This window comes from Microcoleus sp. B3-D7, from assembly GCF_036705305.1.
GTDB lineage: Bacteria > Cyanobacteriota > Cyanobacteriia > Cyanobacteriales > Microcoleaceae > Microcoleus.
The window spans coordinates 1-22,169 of record NZ_JAUBUE010000058.1; the positions used below are offsets into that span (position 1 = coordinate 1).

General features: G+C 45.5%; 16 protein-coding genes. 4 read left to right on the plus strand and 12 right to left on the minus strand.

What is annotated here, in order from left to right:
• Positions 1-330: 330 nt before the first annotated feature.
• From QUB25_RS26270 to nfi, 9 genes are all read right to left on the minus strand, one after another.
• Positions 331-1,413, minus strand: coding sequence for an AI-2E family transporter (locus QUB25_RS26270; RefSeq protein WP_333187849.1), 1,083 nt, complete (start codon positions 1,411-1,413; stop codon positions 331-333).
• A 481-nt stretch (positions 1,414-1,894) separates the two neighbouring features.
• Positions 1,895-2,965: a D-alanine--D-alanine ligase family protein gene (locus QUB25_RS26275; protein WP_333187852.1), complete on the minus strand. Its 1,071-nt coding sequence runs from the start codon at positions 2,963-2,965 to the stop codon at positions 1,895-1,897.
• A 193-nt stretch (positions 2,966-3,158) separates the two neighbouring features.
• On the minus strand, positions 3,159-4,499 hold the full coding sequence (miaB, locus tag QUB25_RS26280; RefSeq protein ID WP_333187854.1) for a tRNA (N6-isopentenyl adenosine(37)-C2)-methylthiotransferase MiaB: 1,341 nt from the start codon (positions 4,497-4,499) through the stop codon (positions 3,159-3,161).
• A 195-nt stretch (positions 4,500-4,694) separates the two neighbouring features.
• Positions 4,695-5,834 carry a DNA cytosine methyltransferase gene (locus QUB25_RS26285; protein ID WP_333187855.1) on the minus strand — a complete coding sequence of 380 codons (1,140 nt, stop codon included), beginning with the start codon at positions 5,832-5,834 and terminating at the stop codon, positions 4,695-4,697.
• Positions 5,835-6,014: 180 nt separating this feature from the next.
• Positions 6,015-6,443, minus strand: coding sequence for a hypothetical protein (locus QUB25_RS26290; protein ID WP_333187856.1), 429 nt, complete (start codon positions 6,441-6,443; stop codon positions 6,015-6,017).
• Positions 6,444-6,592: 149 nt separating this feature from the next.
• On the minus strand, positions 6,593-8,596 hold the full coding sequence (locus tag QUB25_RS26295; protein ID WP_333187859.1) for an FHA domain-containing protein: 2,004 nt from the start codon (positions 8,594-8,596) through the stop codon (positions 6,593-6,595).
• Positions 8,597-8,701: 105 nt separating this feature from the next.
• Positions 8,702-9,232 (minus strand): FHA domain-containing protein, encoded by a 531-nt coding sequence (locus QUB25_RS26300; RefSeq protein ID WP_333042512.1) that lies wholly within the window; start codon positions 9,230-9,232, stop codon positions 8,702-8,704.
• 622 nt (positions 9,233-9,854) lie between these two features.
• Positions 9,855-10,085 carry a KGG domain-containing protein gene (locus QUB25_RS26305; RefSeq protein ID WP_006631632.1) on the minus strand — a complete coding sequence of 77 codons (231 nt, stop codon included), beginning with the start codon at positions 10,083-10,085 and terminating at the stop codon, positions 9,855-9,857.
• A gap of 453 nt (positions 10,086-10,538) precedes the next feature.
• Entirely contained in the window at positions 10,539-11,192 is a 654-nt protein-coding gene (gene nfi / locus QUB25_RS26310; RefSeq protein WP_333042515.1) for a deoxyribonuclease V, read from the minus strand.
• A gap of 626 nt (positions 11,193-11,818) precedes the next feature.
• On the opposite strand from nfi, the gene QUB25_RS26315 reads away from it, so the two are divergent.
• The 3 genes from QUB25_RS26315 (at position 11,819) to QUB25_RS26325 (ending at position 16,894) form a co-directional block, all read left to right on the plus strand.
• Positions 11,819-12,652: a prohibitin family protein gene (locus tag QUB25_RS26315; protein WP_333061268.1), complete on the plus strand. Its 834-nt coding sequence runs from the start codon at positions 11,819-11,821 to the stop codon at positions 12,650-12,652.
• A 275-nt stretch (positions 12,653-12,927) separates the two neighbouring features.
• Positions 12,928-15,939, plus strand: a complete 3,012-nt coding sequence (locus QUB25_RS26320) for an EAL domain-containing protein (protein ID WP_333187864.1) — start codon at positions 12,928-12,930, stop codon at positions 15,937-15,939.
• Positions 15,940-16,102: 163 nt separating this feature from the next.
• The gene (locus QUB25_RS26325) at positions 16,103-16,894 is read left to right on the plus strand and encodes a Uma2 family endonuclease (protein ID WP_333187867.1); all 792 of its coding nucleotides are present in this window, start codon (positions 16,103-16,105) and stop codon (positions 16,892-16,894) included.
• Between the two features lie 59 nt (positions 16,895-16,953).
• On the opposite strand, the gene QUB25_RS26330 is transcribed toward QUB25_RS26325, so the two are convergent.
• The 3 genes from QUB25_RS26330 to QUB25_RS26340 are packed head-to-tail and all read right to left on the minus strand — an operon-like array spanning position 16,954 to position 21,150.
• Positions 16,954-18,408: a DUF1802 family protein gene (locus QUB25_RS26330; protein WP_333187871.1), complete on the minus strand. Its 1,455-nt coding sequence runs from the start codon at positions 18,406-18,408 to the stop codon at positions 16,954-16,956.
• Positions 18,409-18,450: 42 nt separating this feature from the next.
• Positions 18,451-20,379, minus strand: coding sequence for a P-loop NTPase fold protein (locus tag QUB25_RS26335; RefSeq protein ID WP_333187874.1), 1,929 nt, complete (start codon positions 20,377-20,379; stop codon positions 18,451-18,453).
• A 48-nt stretch (positions 20,380-20,427) separates the two neighbouring features.
• Entirely contained in the window at positions 20,428-21,150 is a 723-nt protein-coding gene (locus tag QUB25_RS26340; protein WP_333187878.1) for a hypothetical protein, read from the minus strand.
• A 378-nt stretch (positions 21,151-21,528) separates the two neighbouring features.
• Here QUB25_RS26340 and QUB25_RS26345 point away from each other — a divergent pair, with 378 nt between their 5' ends.
• Positions 21,529-22,041: a rhodanese-like domain-containing protein gene (locus tag QUB25_RS26345; protein ID WP_333064944.1), complete on the plus strand. Its 513-nt coding sequence runs from the start codon at positions 21,529-21,531 to the stop codon at positions 22,039-22,041.
• Positions 22,042-22,169: the final 128 nt, after the last annotated feature.

Below are 22,169 nucleotides of genomic sequence, written 5' to 3' on the forward strand. Positions count from 1 at the left end.
AGATGGAAATCCATGAGCTTAGCCTCTAGCATAAAGTTCCTATATTATACAGTTTCCACCGCCAACCCAGAAGAGCCATCTTGCTTGCACTCAAAAAAACCCGGTTTCTACGCAAAATCTTCGTTGTGAGCGATCGACGTTAACGTAGAAACGGGGTTTTTGACCCGGCCTGCATCCAGAAAGGATAGCAGCTAAAGTATCCGAAAGCCTCACCCGAAAGCAGGAAGTAAAAAACCTGTAAAGCCTCAAGCTAAAGTACCAACTAAACCTAAGTCAAAATAGCCTGCAAAAACTATCTTCAAATCTAAAATTTGAACCTATGGAGGAATTTTATTGCTCCATAGGTTCAATGGAACTAACCGAATCGACTTCCCTCGACTTGTTCCTCGAAACTTCCAAAACATCAACAGTATTCTTAATAAAACCAGCCATCGGCACAGCAACTAACAAACCTGCTACTCCTGCCACCTTAACCCCCACCAGCAGCGCCACTAAAATCCACACAGGATTGAGACCGATAAAACCGCCTAATAACCGAGGAGCAACCCCGCTTTCAATTATTTGCTCAATTACTGTAGCGACAGCTAAAACTGTGACGCCGAGCCAAAAGTTGTTTAATGTGATCAGCAAACTGACAATGCAAATACTGAAAGGTGCCCCGAAGGGAATCATAGTCATTACACCAACACCCAAACCGAACAGAAGTCCGAAGGGAACTCGCATAATTAAAAAAGCAACAGTGATAGACAGTCCCATCAAACCCGCCAAAGTTGCTTGCCCGACGAAGTAGTTGTGGAAGCTTCGCGCCAGCAACTCTCGCAATTGAAGGCTCTGCTTGGAAGGAAACCATTTAAACAATCCTTCCCATACGCGATCGCCGTGCAAGAGCAAGTAGAATGTCACGACTATTGTGAGGAGGAAATTCAACAGACTGTCGGCAGCACCCAAGCCAAATTTGAGAATTTCGCCAGTGAGAGACTGCAATTGAGATGAAAGTCGATCGCTCAATTTGGTAGTCAAACCGCTGACATCAATGCGGAGATTGCGATTTTCCGCCCACTTGTTGAACGCTTCAATCTGTTCTGTGCCAGAAACTATCCAAGTCGGCAGTCGGGTGGCAAGTTCAGTAATTTGGTTTAGCAGAATGGGGGCCAGAGTCAGACCTAGAACCACCAATAGCAGTAAAGTCAAAAACAATACCGACAAAACTGCTCGATCGCGCTTCAAGCCGTATCTGTGCAGAAAGCGCACTGGATAATCTAGCAAAAAAGACAGCACTGTAGCCACTACCAAAACTGTAATCAGGGCGCGAAAATATTCAAAGACTAGGAGGGCTAACCAGCAGTTGAGTACCGCTAGGGGAAATACCAGTCCGTAAGTCCACCACTGCGGCAGTTGAGTGAAACGTCTCATCTAAGTTAACCGAGTTAAAATTTGAGATGAAAGATGTGAGATTGACGCTGCTATTCGCCGTTCTCCGTTAACCATTTTATAGTGCATTTATTTATACCCGACTGCTAAAAATTCCCCGTTGCTCTGCCAGGGGAAATTGGGTTGCTGCCAGGCAATGCCTGCCACAACCATGTTATATCAAATCCGGTTGTATCAGAATGATAACTAATAGGTCGTAAGATTTAATGAACCGCGAAGGTGCGTCTGACGCGAAGGAAGAGAAACAATAGAAAGAAGAAGATGCAGTCTTTCCTTCGTGCTCTACCCTACCCTTGGGGAACTCCTGCGGGGAAGGGGATCGGCTTCGCCGAACGCGTCTTCACGGTTTAATCATTCCGATCCTACCGGATTTGATATTATATCGTTTCCGCTAGTATGGATATATTAACTGCGAAACAAATATTTTTTGCTGCTGACCGGGCAGCGGTTTGCAGCTCGCAATTCAACCTTTTTCCCCGTGCCGTTCGAGAGCTAATTGAATTAAACGGTCTACTAATTCCGGGAAAGAAATGCCGTCCGCTGCCCACATTTGCGGATACATACTGGTAGCTGTAAAGCCGGGAAAAGTGTTAATTTCGTTAATCAAAACTTCTCCGGTTGATTCAATGTAGAAAAAGTCTACTCGCGCTAAACCTGCCGCGTCTATAGCCAAAAATGCTTGTACTGCCATTTCTTGGATTTGCGAGACGATCGCAGCGCTGACTTTTGCCGGGATTGAGCAGTCGGCTTGTCCCTGGGTATATTTAGTTTCGTAGTCGTAGAAATCGCTTTGAAAACTAATTTCTCCCACCGTTGAAGCTTGGGGGTTGTCGTTACCCAAAACAGCACATTCTAATTCTCTAGCAACCACACCAGCTTCGACAATTATCCGCCTGTCGTAGCTGGCGGCGCTGTCGAGAGCTGCTTCTAATTCAGCGCGCGATCGAGCTTTAGAAATTCCCACAGACGAACCCAAATTCGCCGGTTTGACAAAGCAAGGATAGCCCAAAGTTGCTTCAATTTTATCGCACAGTTTGGGGAAAACGCAAGGATTAGACCAGATTTCGGAACGGTTGACAGCGATGTATTTTACCTGCGGCAAACCAGCCTGAGCAAAAGCCATTTTCATCGCAATTTTATCCATTCCCAGCGCCGAACCTAAAACTCCGGAACCGACAAAAGGAACTTGCATTAATTTCAGCAACCCTTGCACCGTACCATCTTCGCCGTTTGGCCCGTGCAAAACAGGGAACCAAACATCTACGGCATTAAAATTAGGAAACTGTCCAGCGGGAGAGTCGTTTTGTCCTGGTTCTTCCTCTATTTCCAGAGGTTTTCCGGCGGCTAAGACTTGTTGAGGTAATGTTCCCGACAGCCAGCGGCCGTTTTTTTGGATGTAAAAGGGCAGAACTTCGTATTTAGAGGCATTTTCGTCAGCAGCGAGGGCACGGGCGATCGCCCGCGCCGAACTAATTGAGACTTCGTGTTCCCCCGATCGCCCCCCGAACAATAGCCCGATCCGCATCTTTGTCATTTTTCAATACTCCCGGTACTTTTTGACAAATATACACGCAGTTAGCGCAGCTATCACAGGAAGTATGCGACAGAAACTAAGAATTAAGCATAAGCTGTTGCGAATTTAAATTGTATATTGCGGGCGGTATCGAAGAAACTCCCCAGTCATTGTTTGATTATTTCTTGACATACAATTTAAATGCCCCAACAGCTTACAGCATTTCTCCGGTCAAACTAAAAGCGCGAATATCTGTAATTTTAACCGGCACAATTTTACCCGCCAATTCTGCAATATCGCCCTTAAAAAATGTGAGACGATTGCCGCGAGTGCGTCCCATCACCTGAGTTGAATCTTTGAGATTCTGGACTTCCACCAAAACCTCTTCAGTGCGTCCGAAATAGCGCTGCGATCGTTCCATCGCCGTTGTTGTGACTACATGATTGATTCGTTGCAGGCGATCGGCTTTCACCTCCTCACTCAACTGATTTTCCCACAAAGCCGCCGGCGTTCCCGGGCGCGGGGAATAAGCTGCAGTATTCACCAAATCGAAACCCACGTCTTCGATTAACTTCAAAGTCTTCTCAAACTGCGCTTCCGTCTCCCCAGGAAAACCGACAATCGCATCCGCAGTAATCGAAGCATCCGGCATATAATGGCGAATTGTATCAATAATCCGGCGGTATTTCTCCTGAGTATAACCCCGCGACATCGCTTTCAAAATATCATTATCCCCGGACTGAAAAGGAATGTGAAAATGTTCGCAAACCTGCGGTAATTCCGCACAAGCCTTAATCAATCTTTCCGTAAAATAGCGCGGGTGGCTAGTAGCAAATCTGAGGCGATCGACACCAGGCACATCCTGCACAAAATAAAGCAAATCCGTCAAAGTATGCTGGTGGCTGCCGTCCGGTTTTGTTCCAGGCAAATCGCGTCCGTAAGCATCAATATTTTGCCCCAATAAAGTTACTTCCTTGTAACCTTGACGGCCCAAATCCTCCATTTCCGCGCGAATTGCCTCCGGCATTCGCGACTGTTCAACCCCGCGAACATTGGGGACAACACAATAAGTGCAGCGTTCATTGCAGCCGTAAATTACATTCACCCAAGCAGTCACCTTGCTGTCGCGGCGCGGCTTAGTAATATCCTCCATAATCTCAACAGCTTCAGTCGCCACAACTTGATTGCCCTCAAAAACTTGTTCCAGCAAATCTTCAAGTCGGTTAGCGTGTTGCGGCCCCATTACTAAGTCTAATTCCGGCACTCTCCGCAGCAGCGCTTCACCTTCCTGCTGCGCCACGCATCCAGCTACAATTAAAGTTAAACCAGGTTCTTGGCGTTTGCGATGAGCTTGCCTTCCGAGGTTAGAATAAACTCTTTGTTCGGCATTGTCGCGAATCGTGCAAGTATTGTAGAGAATCAAGCTAGCTTCGTTCGGGTCTTCCGAGAACTCAAAGCCCATATTTTCCAGAATGCCGGCCATCCGTTCCGAGTCGGCTTTATTCATCTGGCATCCGAAAGTAGTGATGTGATAGCGGCGGGGTTTAACGGTCATGGCGAATTGCAGGCAAATAAAAAATATAGGTTTTCAACCTTAACACTTTATTATAACACTTCTCTGTTAAACGACATAGATCTGGTAATTGGGAATTTTAATAATTATAGGGTGTGCAATGCGCCCCTTATCGCTACAAATAGTTTTAGATACCGACAAAATCTGCGAAGTCGGGTATTTAGCTATTCTGTTTTTTTAGTGAGATAAAAAATGTAAAATTGTTTTGGCAATACCTTGTGCAGCCAAATAAGGAACCCCATTGCCAACAGTTTTAAACATATTAGTTAATGTCATCTTAGCCGGCAGGGCAAAATCTTTTGGCAGTGACTGAATAGCCAGTGTTTCTGCAACAGAAAGCCGGCGAAGTTTGTAAGGGTGCAAGTGAACTTCGTTATTGCCGTAACAAGCTGTTGGCGAATAACGCCATCGGTGCAATCGCTTGAAAGATTTTTTTGAATCATCTCCTTCATCAACGGAAGCAAACCGCTTAAGGCCTGCTTTGGGTTGGAAATAGTGTTTGGCATTGGGATGGTTGAGAACGTCATTTTTTTGGAACCAAAATTCTACCGTTAAATCTTGGGGAATGCCATCAGGACAAGGCACGAAACCATCATCTGCAAAAGCTGTTCTATCAGGCCAAGGATGAGAAAAAATTTCTGAGTTGGGATATAATACCTGACTTTGCCAAGGAAATAAACTTTCGGCTAACATTTGGCTTTTTTCCTCTAGGGAAATACCCAGATTTTTGAGAAGGTTTTTTCTAAATCCAATCAAAATAATTCTATCCCTATCTTGCGGGACACCGTATTCTATCGCATTAATTAAACGTTCGGCAAAAACGTATCCCGAATCAGCCAACTGATGTTTTAGTTCGCCGTAAAAAGCCTTATGTTTTTTGGTTCTCCACAAACCTTTGACATTTTCAAATAAAAAGAAATCTGGCTGCTGCTGACAAATCAATTCAATGTATGAAGCTGAAAGTTTGCCTTTATCTCCTTCCCCACCCCGGTTTTTGCCACCAATAGAAAAGTCAGGACAAGGCGGCCCCGCGATAAATCCCACAATATCGTGATGCTTGCGGGCATCCTGCATCAATTCCCGCAGGCGAAAAGCTGCTTCTCCCTCTACAAGTCGAGTTACATCTGCTTCCTCTCCTTCGCAATATCCGTATTCTGGTAGCGGCAAATTCAGACACTGCCGAGAATAGCGGTATGCTTGCATGAAAGGTGGGAAAATTTCATTGACATACGCTACATTAAAGCCGATCGACTCAAAACCCAGATCGAGCAAGCCAGAACCAGAAAAAAATGAGAAAATACAAGGAGGACGGTGCATTTAAGGATCGCAGCAATTTTGAGTTGAGCTTACTATAAATTATGTTGGGTTTCCCGGGATCGGTACACCTGGCTAGAAATTATATTGGGAATTGGGAATTGGTAGAATAGCCGAGGCGGGTTTATTAGATTATTGGTTTGAGGCGATTATTGTGGGTAAAAACCGTCCCTACAGGTATTATTACAACCATTGCCCGCCTCGGAAACGCCAGTGGGGAAACAAAATCCGCATCAGTGTTTGGGATGCCAGATAAATAGCCAGCCACACTAAACTATAATGCAAAGCAAAAGCTCCCAAGTCAAAATCTTGTGCAGGTATCCCCGGCAAACCGATACTTTTGATTAAAAATAGCACAAAAAGTGCTTCCCAAATTCCAGCGAGTAATTGAAACGCGCCCGGCCAATCTCGATCCCAGCGGAACTGCTGGATGTATATATATAAAGCATCCCAGCCGAGACCAAAAATCGCTACATACCCTAAAACCCAGAAAAAAATGGAGCCGGATTTGGAGGTCATTAAACCTATAAAAAAGGGCAGGGTTACTAAAACGCCTACTGTTGCAAATAGCAATAACCGAGTTTGCCAGCGGCCGAATAAGGTGGGGGTCATGCGATTTTAGATTTTAGATTTTAGATTTTAGATTACATGGAAAAATTGTTCGATTTTGAATTGAGATTTTAGCTTTTAGATTGAACGCGAAGCTCGTTTAAATCAATTAAATCCCGTACATTGCTTGTTGCCGAACTTCGTCCTTCAAGTTAGTCGGGAGATTTATTGAAAATCCACTTCAACCACTGCACGAACGATCGCCAAACGCTCAATTTCCGCACACCAGCAACTCGGTTGGCGGCCAGACTTTCAACCGAACGCAAGGCGGCGTATTGCAAGCCCAAAAAACTGTCAACCGGCGCGTAAGGCCCTCCCAAAGTAATTGCGCCGGCTGCATATACCCGGCCTTCTGTGTTGCTAGCAGAAGAATTCCGCAATTCGGGCACTTCAAAATCGTTGTTAACACTCAGCCGGCCCAAACCGTTGAGGGGAAGATTATACTGAGCTACCAAATCGTTTAACAGCGGACTGGTTTTTACCTTAGCGTCCAAACCCGTAGCATCAATAATAAAATCAGCTTCTAACTTAATTTGCCCCTTGAGTTCCTTCTCCTGAATGTACGTCACTGTGCGGTTTTGACTGTCGCGCTCAACTCGCTCGACTTCACCGAAGGTAATTTGATACCATCCTTGACTTAAACCTTCTTTGACAATCCGCCGCCAGTCGCTGCGCTGGGCTGTGGTAGTGCCGCCCCAGTCTGTGAGCAACTGCGGCCGCAATTCCGGGGCGGCTTGTTCCAAAAGTACGCGGAGTTCCCCGCCCCAGCAAGCTTTCGGCCAGTTGAAAGGTTGAAATTCGTAGTGATTTTCGACTCTTCGCTGAGCAAGTTTAAATTTGTTACCTTGAGGTTTGGGCGATCGCATCAAATGCAATACTTGAATGTTGCGGTTCCGCTGTCGCGCTTCGTAAATTCGCTGCACCACCCGCGAAGCCACAATTCCCCGGCCTCTAATTAACACGCTGCCGCCGCTGGCCTCCAATTTTTCGTAAACGCCGTCGTGGCTTTCATAAGCGTTGACAACCGACTCAAAATCCTGAGTTTTTTCGCGGTAAGCTTGCAAATCGGGCAGAAATTGAATGGCGGGATAGCCGGTGGCTAAGTGTACGTATTTGGCGATTAAAAAAGCGTGCTCGCGGTGATCCGCATCCGATCGAGAATAAGCGATCGCGTACCTGCCGTCATCTGTTTTGCGAATTCCGCGCACTCTACCGTAGCGAAACATCTGATTCCACCCAATTCGATCGACTTCCCTGTCAATAGAATCAAACACATTACCCGCGCGAGGCGTATAAGTTTCGGCAAAAGTCGGTTCAGCAAACACTTGCCACATCAACTTCAACGACATCCCCAAACGCCCTTTCCGCAATTCCTGCCAAGCTTCCCGCAAAGCATAGGGAGGCCACCCCCAAATGTTGTCTGGACAAGAGTCAGAATTCGATCGTAGGCGTTCCCGCAGCGGAATTTGAGAATTGAGACACAGACGCAGATAGCGGGCGTAAGGCTGGTTTTCCATGCCCAAAACCGCAATTCGATCGATTTTCACGCCGCAAATTCTGAGCAAATCCACCCAAATAAAGCTGCCCAAACCGCCGCCAACGGCAGCCCAATCAACTTCTGTCACAGGGAGTCCCCTAGATTCGAGCGATCGCATTGACACTTGAGAAGCTTGCAAAAATTCGATCGGCGGAAATTCTCCCCTACTACTTGTTTGAGGAAGCTGCAACATTACTGGCTGCCCCAACGCGGGATCTGGCCCATTGGTCTGCGGGTTAAAGAAAATGTGAAAATTGACCGACGGCATTTCAGGGGAATTAACAGCAAAAGAAATGCCGATCGCGTAGGGCCCAACTTGCAGCATATCCCCGTTTGCCAGCACGCAACGGGTTTGGCGAAAGCCGTTGACAAAAGTACCGTTGCGGCTGCCCGTGTCAGTAAGTAAAATACTGTTACCTTCGGTGCCAATCACTGCGTGAAAGCGAGAAACTTGACTGCTGCTGAGGGCAATTCGAGAAACTCGTTTCCCGTTGATTGTGGCGGGCATAGCTTCAAAAATTCGTCCCAAAGCGATGGGTAAGTCGAGTATCGGGGATCGACAATCCCCCGTAGCTGTATCTGTCCAAGTCAGTCGCAGGCGCAAGGGTTGAGAATTCATGATTATTTTTTAAACATCAGCCGTCGGCTTTGAGCTTTCTGCAAAAAAAGATTTTTGAAGTTGAGAGTGTTTAGCGGATAGCCCGACTTTGCATTTTTCAAACTTTTACGGAGAGATCATCACACTCGCCGCCGCCGCCAAAGAAGTACCGCACCACGGACACCCCGCATTCAACTGCGCGTAAGGCGAAATTCGGCTGCATTTGGGACACTGCAAACCGTATTTTGAAGGCCCCGTCTGCTGAAAATTACCAGGTGCGGGAGGCCCAGACAGCAAAACTGTCTGGGGCGCGGCTACCTGCACCTCCGTCACATTCACCACCTCGATTTGCACTTGCCCTAAATGGATGTGACTTCCCGAGTTCAATTTTGCTTCGCCTCGGGCGAGAATTTTTCCATCTACCAGCGGCGGATTGCTTTCGCGCAAATTCCGCACTGCATACTCCTGCAATTCCTGATTAAAAAATATTTCAACGTGCAGCCCCGATACGCTGGGATGCGAAAATACTATATCGCACTTCGCCGGATCGCGCCCTAGCCTCACGGTTCCCGGATTTTTGCTCGGCTGTCCGTTTTGAATTGTCTGAGTTTGACGCACCCCAGCTTCTGTCCATGCTAAAGTGAGCTGGTTTGTCATGATTTTATAGTTAGCTCAAAAATATAATAAAAAAATATTAGCTGATTTATTTTGAGGACGGACTTCCTCACCAAAAAACTTAATTATAATTATTGACGCCCACTCGATCGAACTTCTAATATCGTTTCCGGTTGCATCGGAATAATAAAATCGAGTCAACAGTTAACACTCAACTATTCAGTTTTTCGACCCGCCCGTCAAGAGTCAACAGTCAACAGTCAACAGTCAACCATCATGAGGAGTGCAACCGGAATTGATATAAAAATATTATGTGCAGCTAAACAAAAAAGCCCTGAATTCGGGGCTTTTAGTGCTCGTATTGGCTGTTTTTGAGAGACTGACTCGCGCTTGCGCGCTTTTCTTTCCCGCAAAATTATTGACTGCAGTGCAGCTTTGTTAAAAATTTGCCGTTAAAGATTGAGCAGCGATTGCTAAAAACTAATTCCTGTGGGGTTTTCACATTTGCGAAGCTTTGGTGCGCTAGTCACGAATTTTGGAGGTGGGGCGATCGAACTACCTTGGTAACTTCGATCGCCCCACCTCCTCAAACGTTTACTGTCCTAGTGCTATCTCTCACGCTGCAACTGTGCAATCTTTCATTACAGGGCCAGCCTTGAAAGACTTAAGCTTCGCTCTTGCGGCTTTTGCGACCGCCTTCGCGACCAATTTGAGCCATGTGTTCGCGATTTCTGCTGACAGCTTCGCCGCCTTTTTGACCAGCTTGTCTGGCTTCTTCAGGGGTGAATTCGTGTGCAGTTCCTTTCTCGTGTGCAGCTTTTCCGCCTTTGCTAGCAATTGCGCGCTGTTTTTCTGCATCCATAGAAGCGAATCCGCGTTTGCTTTTCTCAGCCATGACTGTCTCCTTGTTTGTTTCTGATTTTTTAGCTCGATCGCGCCTTCGCCTCCCACTGTCATGGTTACTTCCAGTCAGTGGTGAGATATCCGACGGTAAATTATGAAACCTCATCAGACGAATCTAAGCTTTTGGTTTAACTCGCAGGATGAATATTTCATAATTTACAAATGTGAACTAAAAATAGTTCACGCCCGGGCACTATAGTTAGAGCCGCCAATGTTTTAAGCTGGTTACTGTCTTTCCATCATTCTATAAACCCCCCCAACTTTTATACCTCTTTCTCAGGTATAGTCATTCTTTAGTTCGCTGGAAGGATGGAACCGAAAGCTGATTGGCAGTAGACTCAGAGGATTTTTTGACTTAACCGCGCCACATCAAAAATTAAAAGTCCAAAGACGGATGCTTTTTTGGTCTTTTTACTTTTTTTTTGATGCCTTCCGCGCTTGCCAGTTATCCCGATGTTAGTTGGTCTGCCGATCGAGTTGTTTCTGGTAAGCGATATTTTGGGGCGCAGCGCAGAACGTACTCGATCGCACTTATCAAGTTTACCTTATGACCTATCGAAACATACATCGGTTTTACCCCTGTTTGCGTCCTTAGCGCTGCGCCTACCGTTGATCCCTCCAGCAGCAAGGGTTGCCAACTGCCCCGGTCGAGTCCGACTTCTGAATGTTCTCCAATAAATCGATTTTTGGCAACTCCGATTGTGGGAATCCCGGTCAAAACCCCCAAATGGCACGCAAGACCGAATCTGCGGGGGTGGGCTAGTCCTTGACCGTCGCACAATATCAAGTCTGGCCTCAAACTGATATTTTCCAAAGCTTCGAGAACTGCCGGCACTTCTCGAAAAGACAGGAAACCCGGAATATAAGGAAAAGTGGTAGGACTGCGAACCACAGCTTGCTGCTGCAACTGCAAGTCGGGAAAGCTCAGAACGGTTACAGCGGCCCGCGATACATCGTTTACACTGTCGTAGCCGACATCTACGCCTGCGACGTACTGAACTGTCTCCAGTTGATTGGCGGTAATTACCTCTGACCGAAGCTGTTCTTGAATGGCGATCGCCTCTTCAACTGTCTGCGGCCAAGGGTGTCGCTGCAACATTTTGATTTCTCTTCAACCGTTCTCATCTAAGCTTAACTTCTTTTCGGCCATTTTTAAACTCGGATTTTTATCGTTTGTAGCTATAAATTCCTAACTTGCCCAAGGAGTCTTTTTTCCTACTCCGGAGGGTTGAGCAAGGCGACCTAGGCTAATTTTACAAATAGAGTCTGTAGGTCGGAGAGTAAAATTCTATCTTTCGCTTGTGCTTGAACCCACCCCCAAAGGTTTTATCGACACCCTTCTCCAATTTTCTACTCAAAATTTACAAAAAATACCTATTTGATGCTGATTTTTTAGCTTTCTAGAAAGCTTTATCTTTCCGATCGCCATTTTATCGCTTGTCAAAGAGCGATCGAGTTCTTTCTTTACTTCTGCTTTATCTAAAAAAGTCCTCTTTGTCAAGATGATTGAAACATTTATTAATCAATAATCTCACCCAGCTACAAGTGCCATTGTACATCCCCGCTCATCGAGCTAAGAGGTTCCCTGAGCCTCGCAACTATATGACTTTTATGAAAAAAAATCAATGAATTTATGAGCTGTTGCACCATTAACATGAAGCTATAATCTTAGATAAGATGAATATAAAACTAACATCAAGTAACACAACATAGGTGAATCAACATATGAAAACCATGCAAAGTGTTAAGTACAACCTAGCTCTCTACATCGTCGGTGGCATCGTCTTCATTATCGCAGCCTTGATTTTAAGACCTTTTACCCTTGTCGGCCCAGGGGAACGCGGCGTTATGATGCGCTTCGGGAAAGTTCAAGACGCGATTTTAGATGAAGGCATTCACCCGATTTTACCGATCGTCACCTCTGTAAAAACTCTCAGCGTGCGGGTACAAAAAACAGATTTGAAAGCCGATGCAGCATCCAAAGATTTGCAAAGCATTACTACAGATTTGGCAGTCAACTGGAATGTAGATCCCGCCAAAGTAAATCAAATTTACCAACAAATAGGAGACGAAGAAAAAATTGTTACCAGCATTCTAAGTCCGGCAATTTCTGAAGTTCTCAAAGCAGCAACTTCTAAAAAAACCGCAGAAGAAATTATCACTAAGCGCACCGAACTAAAAACAGAAATCGACAACAGCCTCAAAAAGCGTTTGGAACCTTACGGCGTCATTGTCAGAGATGTTTCTTTAATCAATTTTGGCTTTTCTCCAGAATTTAGCAAAGCCATCGAATCCAAACAAATAGCAGAACAAGAGGCCAAACAAGCAGAATTTACAGTTCAAAAAGCAACCCAAGACGCTCAAGCTGAAATCAACCGTGCTAAAGGTCATGCAGAAGCTCAACGCTTGCAGCGACAAACTTTAACGGCCGAAATTTTGCAGCAGCAAGCAATTGAAAAATGGAACGGTCAGTTTCCGACAGTAATGGGAGGAGGCGGAACTTTGCCATTAATTAATATTGCGCCGCCGACTTCTCAAGCTGCAACTCCTGCTAAATAAGCTGCTGCAAATCATGATTGCCAGGGCGCGGGGAGAAGGGGAGAAGGGGAGAGGGGGAGAGAGTCTGAGGGGGAGAAGAATGGAGGGTTTTTCACTGCGGAAGTGAAGATGTGCTTTTTTAAATGCCCAACAGCAAGGGTAGAAAATACCAAGCAACTAACGTGAAATCCCGCTTACTTAAATGCGGAGATACAATTTACGTTGCGCGAGTCCTGAAAAACGTTAGAGTAAGAAACAACTCGGAAATTGTAAAGGTTTGCTTGAAAGTTCGGCTGATGGGAGATCGGGAGAACCAGTCAATTTCTAATTTAGATGAAGTCGGGGATGTCGGCGATCGCCATACTGCGTCAGAAGCCCTGTGGCTGCGCGATCGAGCCTTGGCAGCTACTAGCAGCGGCATTGTCATTGCTGACGCCAATGCACCGGATTGTCCCATAATTTATTGCAATCCGGCCTTTGAACGGATGACAGGTTACTGCGCCAGTGAAATCTTGGGGCGTAATTGCCGATTTTTGCAAGGTCCCGATACAGATCGAACTACTGTAGCTAATATCCGCGAGGCCTTGCGCCAAGGTCGAGAAATCCAGACACCAATCAAAAATTACCGCAAAGACGGCACTCCGTTTTGGAGCAAATTATCGCTATCTCCCGTGCGAGACGACAACGCTAATTTGACTCATTTTGTAGGAGTTCAGTCTGACTTGTCGGAACCAATATGTGAAGTGCAGCAAGCATTGCAGCAAGCTAACGACCAACTGCAAACGATTTTGGAAGCAGTTCCGGGAACAGTATCTTGGATTAGCTCGGATTTGCGCTATTTGGGGGTTAACCAGCACTTAGCCAAACTGCATGGTTTGCGGCCGTCGGCTTTTGTCGGTCAAGATATTGGTTTTCTGGGCGCTAGCTCGGATTTTAACTCTTTTGTGGTGGAGTTTTTTGCCGGCGACGCTACGGAAGCGGTTAAAGAACTCAACGTTAAGGTACAAACCGACGGCGGAGAGTCGGAGGGATACTATTTGATTGTGGCTCAAAAGTACGATCGCGGCAGAGCAGCTTGTCTGGTAGGGATAGACATTACCGAGCGCAAGCGGGCAGAAGAAGCTCTGGTGCTGACTCGCAAGGCGGTGGAAAGTTCGAGTGACGCGATCGGGATCAGCGATGCGAACGGCACTCACATTTATCAAAATCAAGCGTTTTCTCAGCTATTTGAATGGGACACCGCAGAGGAATTTAAACTAGCCGGAGGTATATCGGCAGTTTTTGCTGACCCCGCAGTCGCCAGGGAGGTACTCGACACGATCGCCCAGGGTTATTCTTGGTCTGGTGAAATTACCAACCGCACTAAAAGCGGTGAAACTTTGCAAGTCTTGCTGCGGGCCGATGCTATTAAAGACCCTACAGGGAAAATTGTCGGTCTGATTTACATGAATACCGATATTACTGACCGGAAGCGCACCGAACAAGAGCTGCGGCAAAGCGAAAAGCGCTTTCGATCTTTGATTGAAAATGCTAGAGACATTATTGTGATTCTCGACGAGAAAGGCTTTTGCCGTTATGTCTCTCCTTCCCTAGAGCGGATTTTGGGCTACCCGACGGCGGAAGTCCTCGGCCGGTCTATATTTGACTTGATTCACCCTGACGAATTGCTGATAGTGGATCAAGTGTTCAAAGGTGTCATGCAAATGCCGAGAGTTAGCCAGGGAATGGCGGAATACCGAGTGCAACACAAGGACGGTTCGTGGTGCGTGTTGGAAGCGGTGGCGACTAATTTGCTCGACGAACCTTCGGTGCGGGGAATTGTGGTCAACTGTCACGACGTGACTGAGCGCAAGCTGGCTGAAGAACAATTGTTGCACGATGCTTTGCACGATGCGCTGACGGAGTTGCCGAACCGTGCTTTGTTGACTGACAGGTTGGGGCAAGCTTTTGCCCGCGCCCAACGGCATCCGAGCGAGCAGTTTGCGGTGCTGTTTCTGGATTTGGACAGGTTTAAGGTGATTAATGACAGTCAGGGACACCGCACGGGCGATCGGCTGTTGGTGGCTGTCGCTCGCCGTCTCTTAACTTGTTTGCGGCCAGGCGATACGGTGGCTCGTCTGGGGGGAGATGAGTTTGTGATTTTGCTGGAAGAAATTCATGGTGTTGATGAGGCGATCGCCCAAGCAAAGGCAATTCTCAAAACGATCGAACGACCGCTGAATTTGGAAGGTAATAAAGTTTTAATTACTGCTAGCATCGGCATTGCTTTGAGTACCCACAAATATCAGTGGCCGGGAGATATTTTGCGCGATGCTGATATTGCAATGTACCGGGCAAAAGCTCTCGGTAAAGCTCGCTACGAAGTTTTTACCCGTGCGATGCACACTCAGGCTGTGGCTTTGATGCACTTGGAACACGATTTGCGGGAGTCGGTTGAAGAACTAAATTTGAAATATTCGATAGTGGATTTCGCCTGTGGGACGGCGGCGGAAAACTCGCCGATGAGTGAAATTGATCGGAGATTGGAGCGTCCGAAGTCGCAAGTGACTGCTTTAAAATTGGAATGTCCTTTTACTGTTTATTATCAGCCGATCGTTAGTTTAAAAACGGGTTCTGTTATCGGATTTGAGGCGCTGGTGCGCTGGCTGCACCCGGAAAGGGGTTTAGTTTCCCCCATGGAATTTATTGCGATGGCTGAGGAAACTGGGTTAATCATGCCTTTGGGTTTGTGGGTTTTGAACGAAAGCTGCCGCCAAATTATTAAGTGGCAGAGTTTGAATTTACCTGTGGGAAATTCGCGCCTGACTGTAGCAGTAAATCTTTCGGGGAGGCAGTTTGCGGAACCGGAATCCATCGAGCAAATTAAGCAAGTTTTGCAGGAAACGGGTGTTGACGCTCGCTGTTTGAAGTTGGAGATTACTGAGAGTGTGGTGATGGAAGATGGGGAGGCGGCGGCGGCGATGCTTTCGCAGTTGAGAGAGTTGGGTATTGGGCTGTGTATTGATGATTTCGGTACTGGTTATTCGTCTCTGAGTTATTTGCACAAGTTCCCGATTAATATTTTGAAGGTCGATCGCTCTTTTGTTAGTCGCATCGGGGAAATGGGCGAAAATTTGGAAATCGTGCGGGCGATCGTCATGCTGGCCCGCAGTTTGGGGATGGAGGTAGTCGCAGAAGGTGTCGAAACCGCCGTCCAATTGGCTCAAATGCGGGCGATCGGCTGCGAGTACGGTCAGGGGTACTTTTTCTCTAAACCTCTCGACAGTGAGGCAGCTACAGCCTTGTTGAGGCGATCGCCCAAATGGTGATCTGAACCCAATATTTAATTTGTATTTTGAAAAATATTAAAACTCTTGCGGCCTGTGCTTATTGGAAAGTCAATAAGGGCGATCGATCTTTTGGTAATCGATGTCTTGAGTGTTAAAATTACAATTGAGTATAATAGCAAACTATAGAGATGGGTAAAAATATATGTCTCAATCTATTGTGCCAGCAGTCGCAGAAAAACAGCTCGATACTTCGCCGACATTAACCTTTGAAGAATACCGAGTTTATCAAGGAGAATCTGATGTAAAATATGAACTGTACAAAGGCAAATTAATCCCGAGGCCAACAGCCACAATTTTACATATCAAAATTTGCGAATATTTAGTTTACCAATTGCAGCGTTACCTAGCTGAACACAATCTAGACTTAGTAGTAAAAACTGGCTTGGGAGTGAGAACCGATGAAGATAAATCTCGGATTCCCGATGTAGTTGTCTGCACTCAAAGTCTTTTGGAACAAGCTGCTGCTAGACCCGGTGCAGGTATCCTCGAATTTGATGAAAAGCCGCTGTTAGTGGTAGAAGTAGTCAGCGAAAATCGCCGCGAAGATTACGTGATTAAACGCGGAGAGTACGAATTAGCTAATGTGCCGGAATATTGCATAGTTGACCCTAAAGCTGGTAAGCAAAAAATCAGGCTTTTTGCATTGATTGAAGGTGAAGATGGTTACACGTATACAGATTTCTTGCCTGGGGAGGAAATGGTGTCTGTAGTATTTCCCGATCTGGTTTTATCGGTGGATGAAATACTAAACCCGCCATTGGTAGAGGAGTTAGTTAAGGCAGAAAACGCTCAATTGCGGCAACTTGAACAGGAAGCTGCAATGGAACGTCAACGCGCCCAAGAGCAGGGTCAACGTGCCCAAGAGGAGCATCAACGTGCTGAAAGATTGGCGGCGAGGTTACGGGAATTGGGCGTAGATCCTGATGCTGTGTAGGAAATTGGATCGAGTACGCGCGCCGAAGCTATCCCGAAGGGAAGCGCCCTTGACGCATCTCAATCATCTACCGGCAAGTCGCGCAGGAAATAAAAGCGATCGCGCCCTAAATCCTCACCTTTAATTCGCCCTAAGTAACCAGTCAGCGGTGAAGAAAGTTCTATAGTCAAATCCTTTACTGATTCGTTTGTCAGCTTAGAATCAGTGGCGGCAAATGTAGCATTGTATTGAACTTTAATCTCAACAACCGTTGTAAAGTCGCTATCTGAGCAAAGTTGTTTCACTGCTTGTATGATTTGCGATCGCACTTTAATTTCTTGTTCAACTTGCTCAATATATTTAGCAACTTCATCATCAGATTGCCCCGGTTTCAAGTATTCTTTCAGTTTAAATAAGTCCACCGAGTTAGGATATTTGCTTTGAAGTTTAACCAGTTTTTCCAGCGTCTCAGGGTTCATAATTGCCATACCGTGTGCTTTTGCTGCATCCATAAGTTGAGGAGTTGGAACGCCAGGGCCAATAATCAACTTAGTTGCTTTTGCGAGCATTTCTTGATCTTTGAGCCGTAGCGTTCCTAAATTCAGCAATTGAACTGCTGTATCGTTAGGGATTTTTTTACCAGCTTTGCACTCGCCAACTAAGGGGTAAGGTTTGGAGCATAATAAATCTAAGCCGCCAGCACCACCTTTGTGAGCATAATCAATGGTAAATCCCAAAAACTCAAGGCTATCGCGCACTATGATTTCAAAGTCTGTTCCTGCTTGATAGTTGCTTTTGTCTTTATCTAGTTCTTTGGTGCGATTTCCCAAAGCTGCTATGGTATTTATCCAAGCTAAATCCGGTTTGATTGGTTTTACAGGCTTATCGCTACTCCAACCTAGAAACATTTTGATTTCTGCTTCTAGTTGTTTGGCTTTTGGGTTGGTGGTGGATAAATGCACTAATGCACTTTGCAACTCTTCCAATTCTGGATAATCGGGAGGCTCTAGTTTTTCCAGCTTTTGACGGCGTTTGGCAAAGATAGACTCGCTCAACACTGGCGTTGAATCAGTAACAGTTAGGGATTTTGGCAAAGATACAAAATTGCCGCTGGGATGCACTGGCATTTCCAGCGGCTGAGGTAGCAGATAAACGCGAAGATGAGCTACAAAAATAAAAGGACGCTGCTGGAGAATTTGCTGTAATGCCTCTGTTTTCCAGACTGTTAACAGCGACAAAGCCTCTAATGATTCAGGATCATTTACCATTTGGCACAATTCGCACTTAGCCCAAGCTTTGATCGAAACTTTATCTGAATTTAACTGAGCAAGTGCCTTTTGAGCAACAGGTAAAAAATGCGATCGATAATATCGATCGTAGGGCAAATTACCTGAAACATTGCCAGGATAGAGTGCATATTGTTCTCCCGGCTCAAATGTTCGCCAAACTATGGCTGCGATCGTTCGCCCTTGGATTAAACCTTCTACGTCTGGGGCCGGCAAACGGATAGCCCTGTCAATATTGACTAACGACATGAGAGTATTTGTCCCAATATGAAGTTGATAGTTTATGAAGCCTTAATTAAACTCGCCGAGTAAATTATCGCACGACTTATCTAATTCTTCTGCATCAGATAGATCATCCATAATAGACTCTGCTACAGCAACGGGTTCATCTTCTATCAAATCGGTAGGAACCTGATAGGACGGATCGCTCAGAATCTCTCTAAGCAAGGGGTTGCTAGCCCCTAGCATTTTCTCAGCACCTTTTTCTGCAATAAAATTGAAAATCTGCTCCTCACTAACCCCATAATCTACTTCGCGCTTCTGATAAACAGCCCGAATAGCTAACAGCGGTTTGATTTCATCTTCTTTCAGTGGGACATATTCTCCACCTTGTTGTTTAATGAGCGGTACAAGATACTTTTGCTCCATGTATGAAGTAATCTTTTTGCTCTGGGAACGAACCAAACAACCGCGAGTTAAATTAAAAGTTTGGTAATCATTTAACCTTTTTAAACCCGAGCCTAACCCTTTTCCACCAGCATACTGAAGCACTGCTACTCCAATAATTACATCTTTTCCGTTGTCTTTGCCAATTACTTTGAAATTGATGTAATCATCCTTGCCTCCACGTTTCTTAACTTTATCTGTGGCTTCCTGAACTGTTACCCTTTCCACCGTCTGACCAATCAAACTCTGAAAGCCAAATAAAATAGCATCACCAAGCAGATAATTATCTTCTAAATAAATTTCTATGTCTTCCTCTAGCTCTTTGACAAAAGCAAGTTCAACGGGATTAGAAATCTCGGGATTTTTAGTGCCTTCACCCGTAGAAATAGGAGGATTACAATTTTCTTTACACCACTTCAAAACCTCTCTAGCAGTGGGTTTTCCTTTGCCAAGCTCGCTAAGTTGAATTTGAGTGAATGGATAAATTGGCTCATGAGGAATTAAGTTTTGCCGTTCATAATATTTGTCTAACCAAAAGCTAACTAAGTTAATAATTGATTCTCCATCCATGTATTTCAAGTCAATCGGATTTCCCTGAACCGAAACCTTAGTGAACACTCCACCAGGTAGCTTCTTAATTTTATCGCTCCATTGAGGAGGCATCATTACACTCAGTATCAAACCCCGGTTTAGATTTTGGAACAAATCTTTGATTAGTCCTGCAACAATCTGACTGATGTGTAAGCCACTAATATCGTCGTAGGCATCAGGCGTGTCTAACTCATCAAAGCAAATGACCAGTTCCTTGTACTCACTAATCAAATCTAAGATTTGCAAAACCGCCTCAAAAGATTGGCATTGAGTTGGTAGTTCCAACTCATCGGCTTTGTATTTAGCAAGTTCTTGACCCTCTAACCATTTGATTGCATAAAGTAATTGCTCGTCGGAGAGTGTCCAAAAAATTGCCTTGACAATATCAGGATCGTTAACACTTTTCGCTTGCAGAAATGCTTTTGTTAAATCCTTAACCCACTTTTTTAGTTGCTTGGGCGTGCCTGCCTTAAATTTTCCCAATAATTCTTGAGGAGAAAAAACTTTAGCATTGGGTTTGGAAACCTTTAAAGCATTGTTAGCCATTGCCGTTGCTAGTTCTTGCCACTGTCTCACTCCATCTCTACCAATCTTTCCCAGGCTCTCAGCCAATATTCGCTGAAATCCTTGCTTAATTTGATTGATATTACCATATTTATTAGCGTAGACAAACAAGCCCCCGCCATGCTCATGCAGACGATGGCGAATGCGGCTAATAATGTGAGTTTTGCCTGTTCCATCCTGAGCAGTTATAGCGATGGAAGTTGTCTTGTAGTGACCAGCACGAATTTGAGCGAGTGCCTGAAATACAGCATCAGAGGCGTGGGCATTTATTCTGTCAACATCGAAGAATTCCTGGCCCCAAACATCACCAGCATTGAGAAAAGGAGGTTTAGCAAATGGATTTTGACTTAAAAGAGCGGCGTTCAGGTCTTCAATGGAAGAAAAAGAAGAATTAGTCATGGTTTTTTGTGTGAGGTTAACGAATTAACAAAAGGATTTAGGGCAATTTTAGGAATTTAGCCGTTTGACATAGTAACGGAGTGCACCCAGTGCAGTTTTTATGGAATCTTCAGCTTTATCAGGCGTGATGTCTGTCATCTCACCCCCTATTAGCTGAAAAATATCAGTAGCCTGCATTTCCAACAGCCACTCATTGAACTCCGATCGCCCTACCATTTCCCCGATCGCCCGCCGCATCCTATAAATAGGCACTAAATCGTCTAAGTTATAATCGCGGTTCAAGCTGTCATACACATCGATCGCCACAGCCTTAAAATCGTCATAGGATGCGATCGTCCCTACATCCGCCTTCCGCTTCTCAACAGCAACACTCGCCGCACCATCCTGATGCCGAATCCACTTCAACAAAGAATTTCCCAGCCGAGTACCAATTTGAGAACCATCAAACTCAAACAAAGAATCTTTACTTTTGAGCCCCTGCGCTAAAACTTCTTTCCCCTTAGCGCTCAATTCCACCAACGTCACCCGATTTACCAGCGAATACTCGATCGCCCCAGTCGCCTGCAACTCGCCGAGCACTTCCACATATCTCTGACTCGTCTCATTAGTCCGCACAATTCGCTTAGTCAAATCCCCCTTTTTCACCTTCATCTTCCCGCCGCCCAAATCCCACAAATTCAGCAGTACCCGAACTTTTGCCTTCGCATTCCACACCGCTTGCTCTTCAGGTGTCAAAGTTTGAGACACCGCAATTTCATCTTTCTCTGACATATCTATACCTTTAAATACTTGTTCTTAGTATCAAATTTTATCATAAATCTTGCTGACAAACTTTTCAACTTTTCCCTAAAATCCCGCGCGAGGCTGTAAACAGCTTAGGCAAATTTCATTTTAAAATAATTCTGATTGACTAAAAGGAAATTGTTTGATAAAATACCTAATCTAACGAGTGATCGCACTTCAAATTCTCCACAGAAAATGCGATGAAACAATCTGAAGCACAGCCCGCTTTCCTCTAGCAAACTCAACAAATATAGCGATCCCAACCTTAGTCAACCACCTATAACCCAGCTTAACTGCGACTTTAGTTCAATGCCAGATTCAGCCTTTAGAAAGACGAATTCAACCTAAACCTCTTGTTACATTGCAATGGCAATCAAAACATTGAACAACATTTTACCCATGAAAACTATTCCCGACCAAATTTCCGACATCAAAGAAAAACTTCCCGACGTTACTCCGACTCCTCCCGGTTTAAAAGCTCAAGCATCTAGCCACGACCTCAAAGCCCGTTTAGATTGGGGCGAACCCGGACTCACAATCATCGACGCTCGTGATTTTGAAAGCTTCACCAAAAGCCACATTACCGGCGCGGTAATGATGCCAATGGACGAATTAGTCGCTAGAGCACAATCGAGTTTAGAACCCATCCGCGACATCTACATCTACGGCGAAAACGACCAACAAACCGCCGAAGCGGCCAATCTTCTCCGCGCAGCAGGCTTTCAAAAAGTGGCCGAACTAAAAGGCGGGATTCCTGCTTGGAAAGCCATCGATGGCCCCATCGACGGCGCTCTCGAACACGATACTCCCGGCCCAGACGCCTACAACGTTTTTTCTCGCTTGCAACACCACGCCGAAGCTCAGAAAATCAACAAATAACCTCAGATTGGCGGCAGGAGTCGCCCATAAAATCTGACACTTAATAAACCCGGTATCGCAAAAGTTACCGGGTTTTTCTATCAGAACTTATACCCCAATACGCTTGGGTTAAAACTGTTTATTCCCCG

Bases quoted from the DNA above. Each gene is read 5' to 3' on its own strand.
- QUB25_RS26295 (WP_333187859.1), bottom strand. From the start codon at position 8,596: ATGAATTCTCAACCCTTGCGCCTGCGACTGACTTGGACAGATACAGCT.
- QUB25_RS26300 (WP_333042512.1), bottom strand. From the start codon at position 9,232: ATGACAAACCAGCTCACTTTAGCATGGACAGAAGCTGGGGTGCGTCAA.
- QUB25_RS26275 (WP_333187852.1), bottom strand. From the start codon at position 2,965: ATGACAAAGATGCGGATCGGGCTATTGTTCGGGGGGCGATCGGGGGAA.
- QUB25_RS26335 (WP_333187874.1), bottom strand. From the start codon at position 20,379: ATGACTAATTCTTCTTTTTCTTCCATTGAAGACCTGAACGCCGCTCTT.
- QUB25_RS26325 (WP_333187867.1), top strand. From the start codon at position 16,103: ATGTCTCAATCTATTGTGCCAGCAGTCGCAGAAAAACAGCTCGATACT.
- QUB25_RS26270 (WP_333187849.1), bottom strand. From the start codon at position 1,413: ATGAGACGTTTCACTCAACTGCCGCAGTGGTGGACTTACGGACTGGTA.
- QUB25_RS26320 (WP_333187864.1), top strand. From the start codon at position 12,928: ATGGGAGATCGGGAGAACCAGTCAATTTCTAATTTAGATGAAGTCGGG.
- QUB25_RS26345 (WP_333064944.1), top strand. From the start codon at position 21,529: ATGGCAATCAAAACATTGAACAACATTTTACCCATGAAAACTATTCCC.
- QUB25_RS26315 (WP_333061268.1), top strand. From the start codon at position 11,819: ATGAAAACCATGCAAAGTGTTAAGTACAACCTAGCTCTCTACATCGTC.
- QUB25_RS26340 (WP_333187878.1), bottom strand. From the start codon at position 21,150: ATGTCAGAGAAAGATGAAATTGCGGTGTCTCAAACTTTGACACCTGAA.
- miaB (WP_333187854.1), bottom strand. From the start codon at position 4,499: ATGACCGTTAAACCCCGCCGCTATCACATCACTACTTTCGGATGCCAG.
- QUB25_RS26330 (WP_333187871.1), bottom strand. From the start codon at position 18,408: ATGTCGTTAGTCAATATTGACAGGGCTATCCGTTTGCCGGCCCCAGAC.
- QUB25_RS26305 (WP_006631632.1), bottom strand. From the start codon at position 10,085: ATGGCTGAGAAAAGCAAACGCGGATTCGCTTCTATGGATGCAGAAAAA.
- nfi (WP_333042515.1), bottom strand. From the start codon at position 11,192: ATGTTGCAGCGACACCCTTGGCCGCAGACAGTTGAAGAGGCGATCGCC.
- QUB25_RS26285 (WP_333187855.1), bottom strand. From the start codon at position 5,834: ATGCACCGTCCTCCTTGTATTTTCTCATTTTTTTCTGGTTCTGGCTTG.
- QUB25_RS26290 (WP_333187856.1), bottom strand. From the start codon at position 6,443: ATGACCCCCACCTTATTCGGCCGCTGGCAAACTCGGTTATTGCTATTT.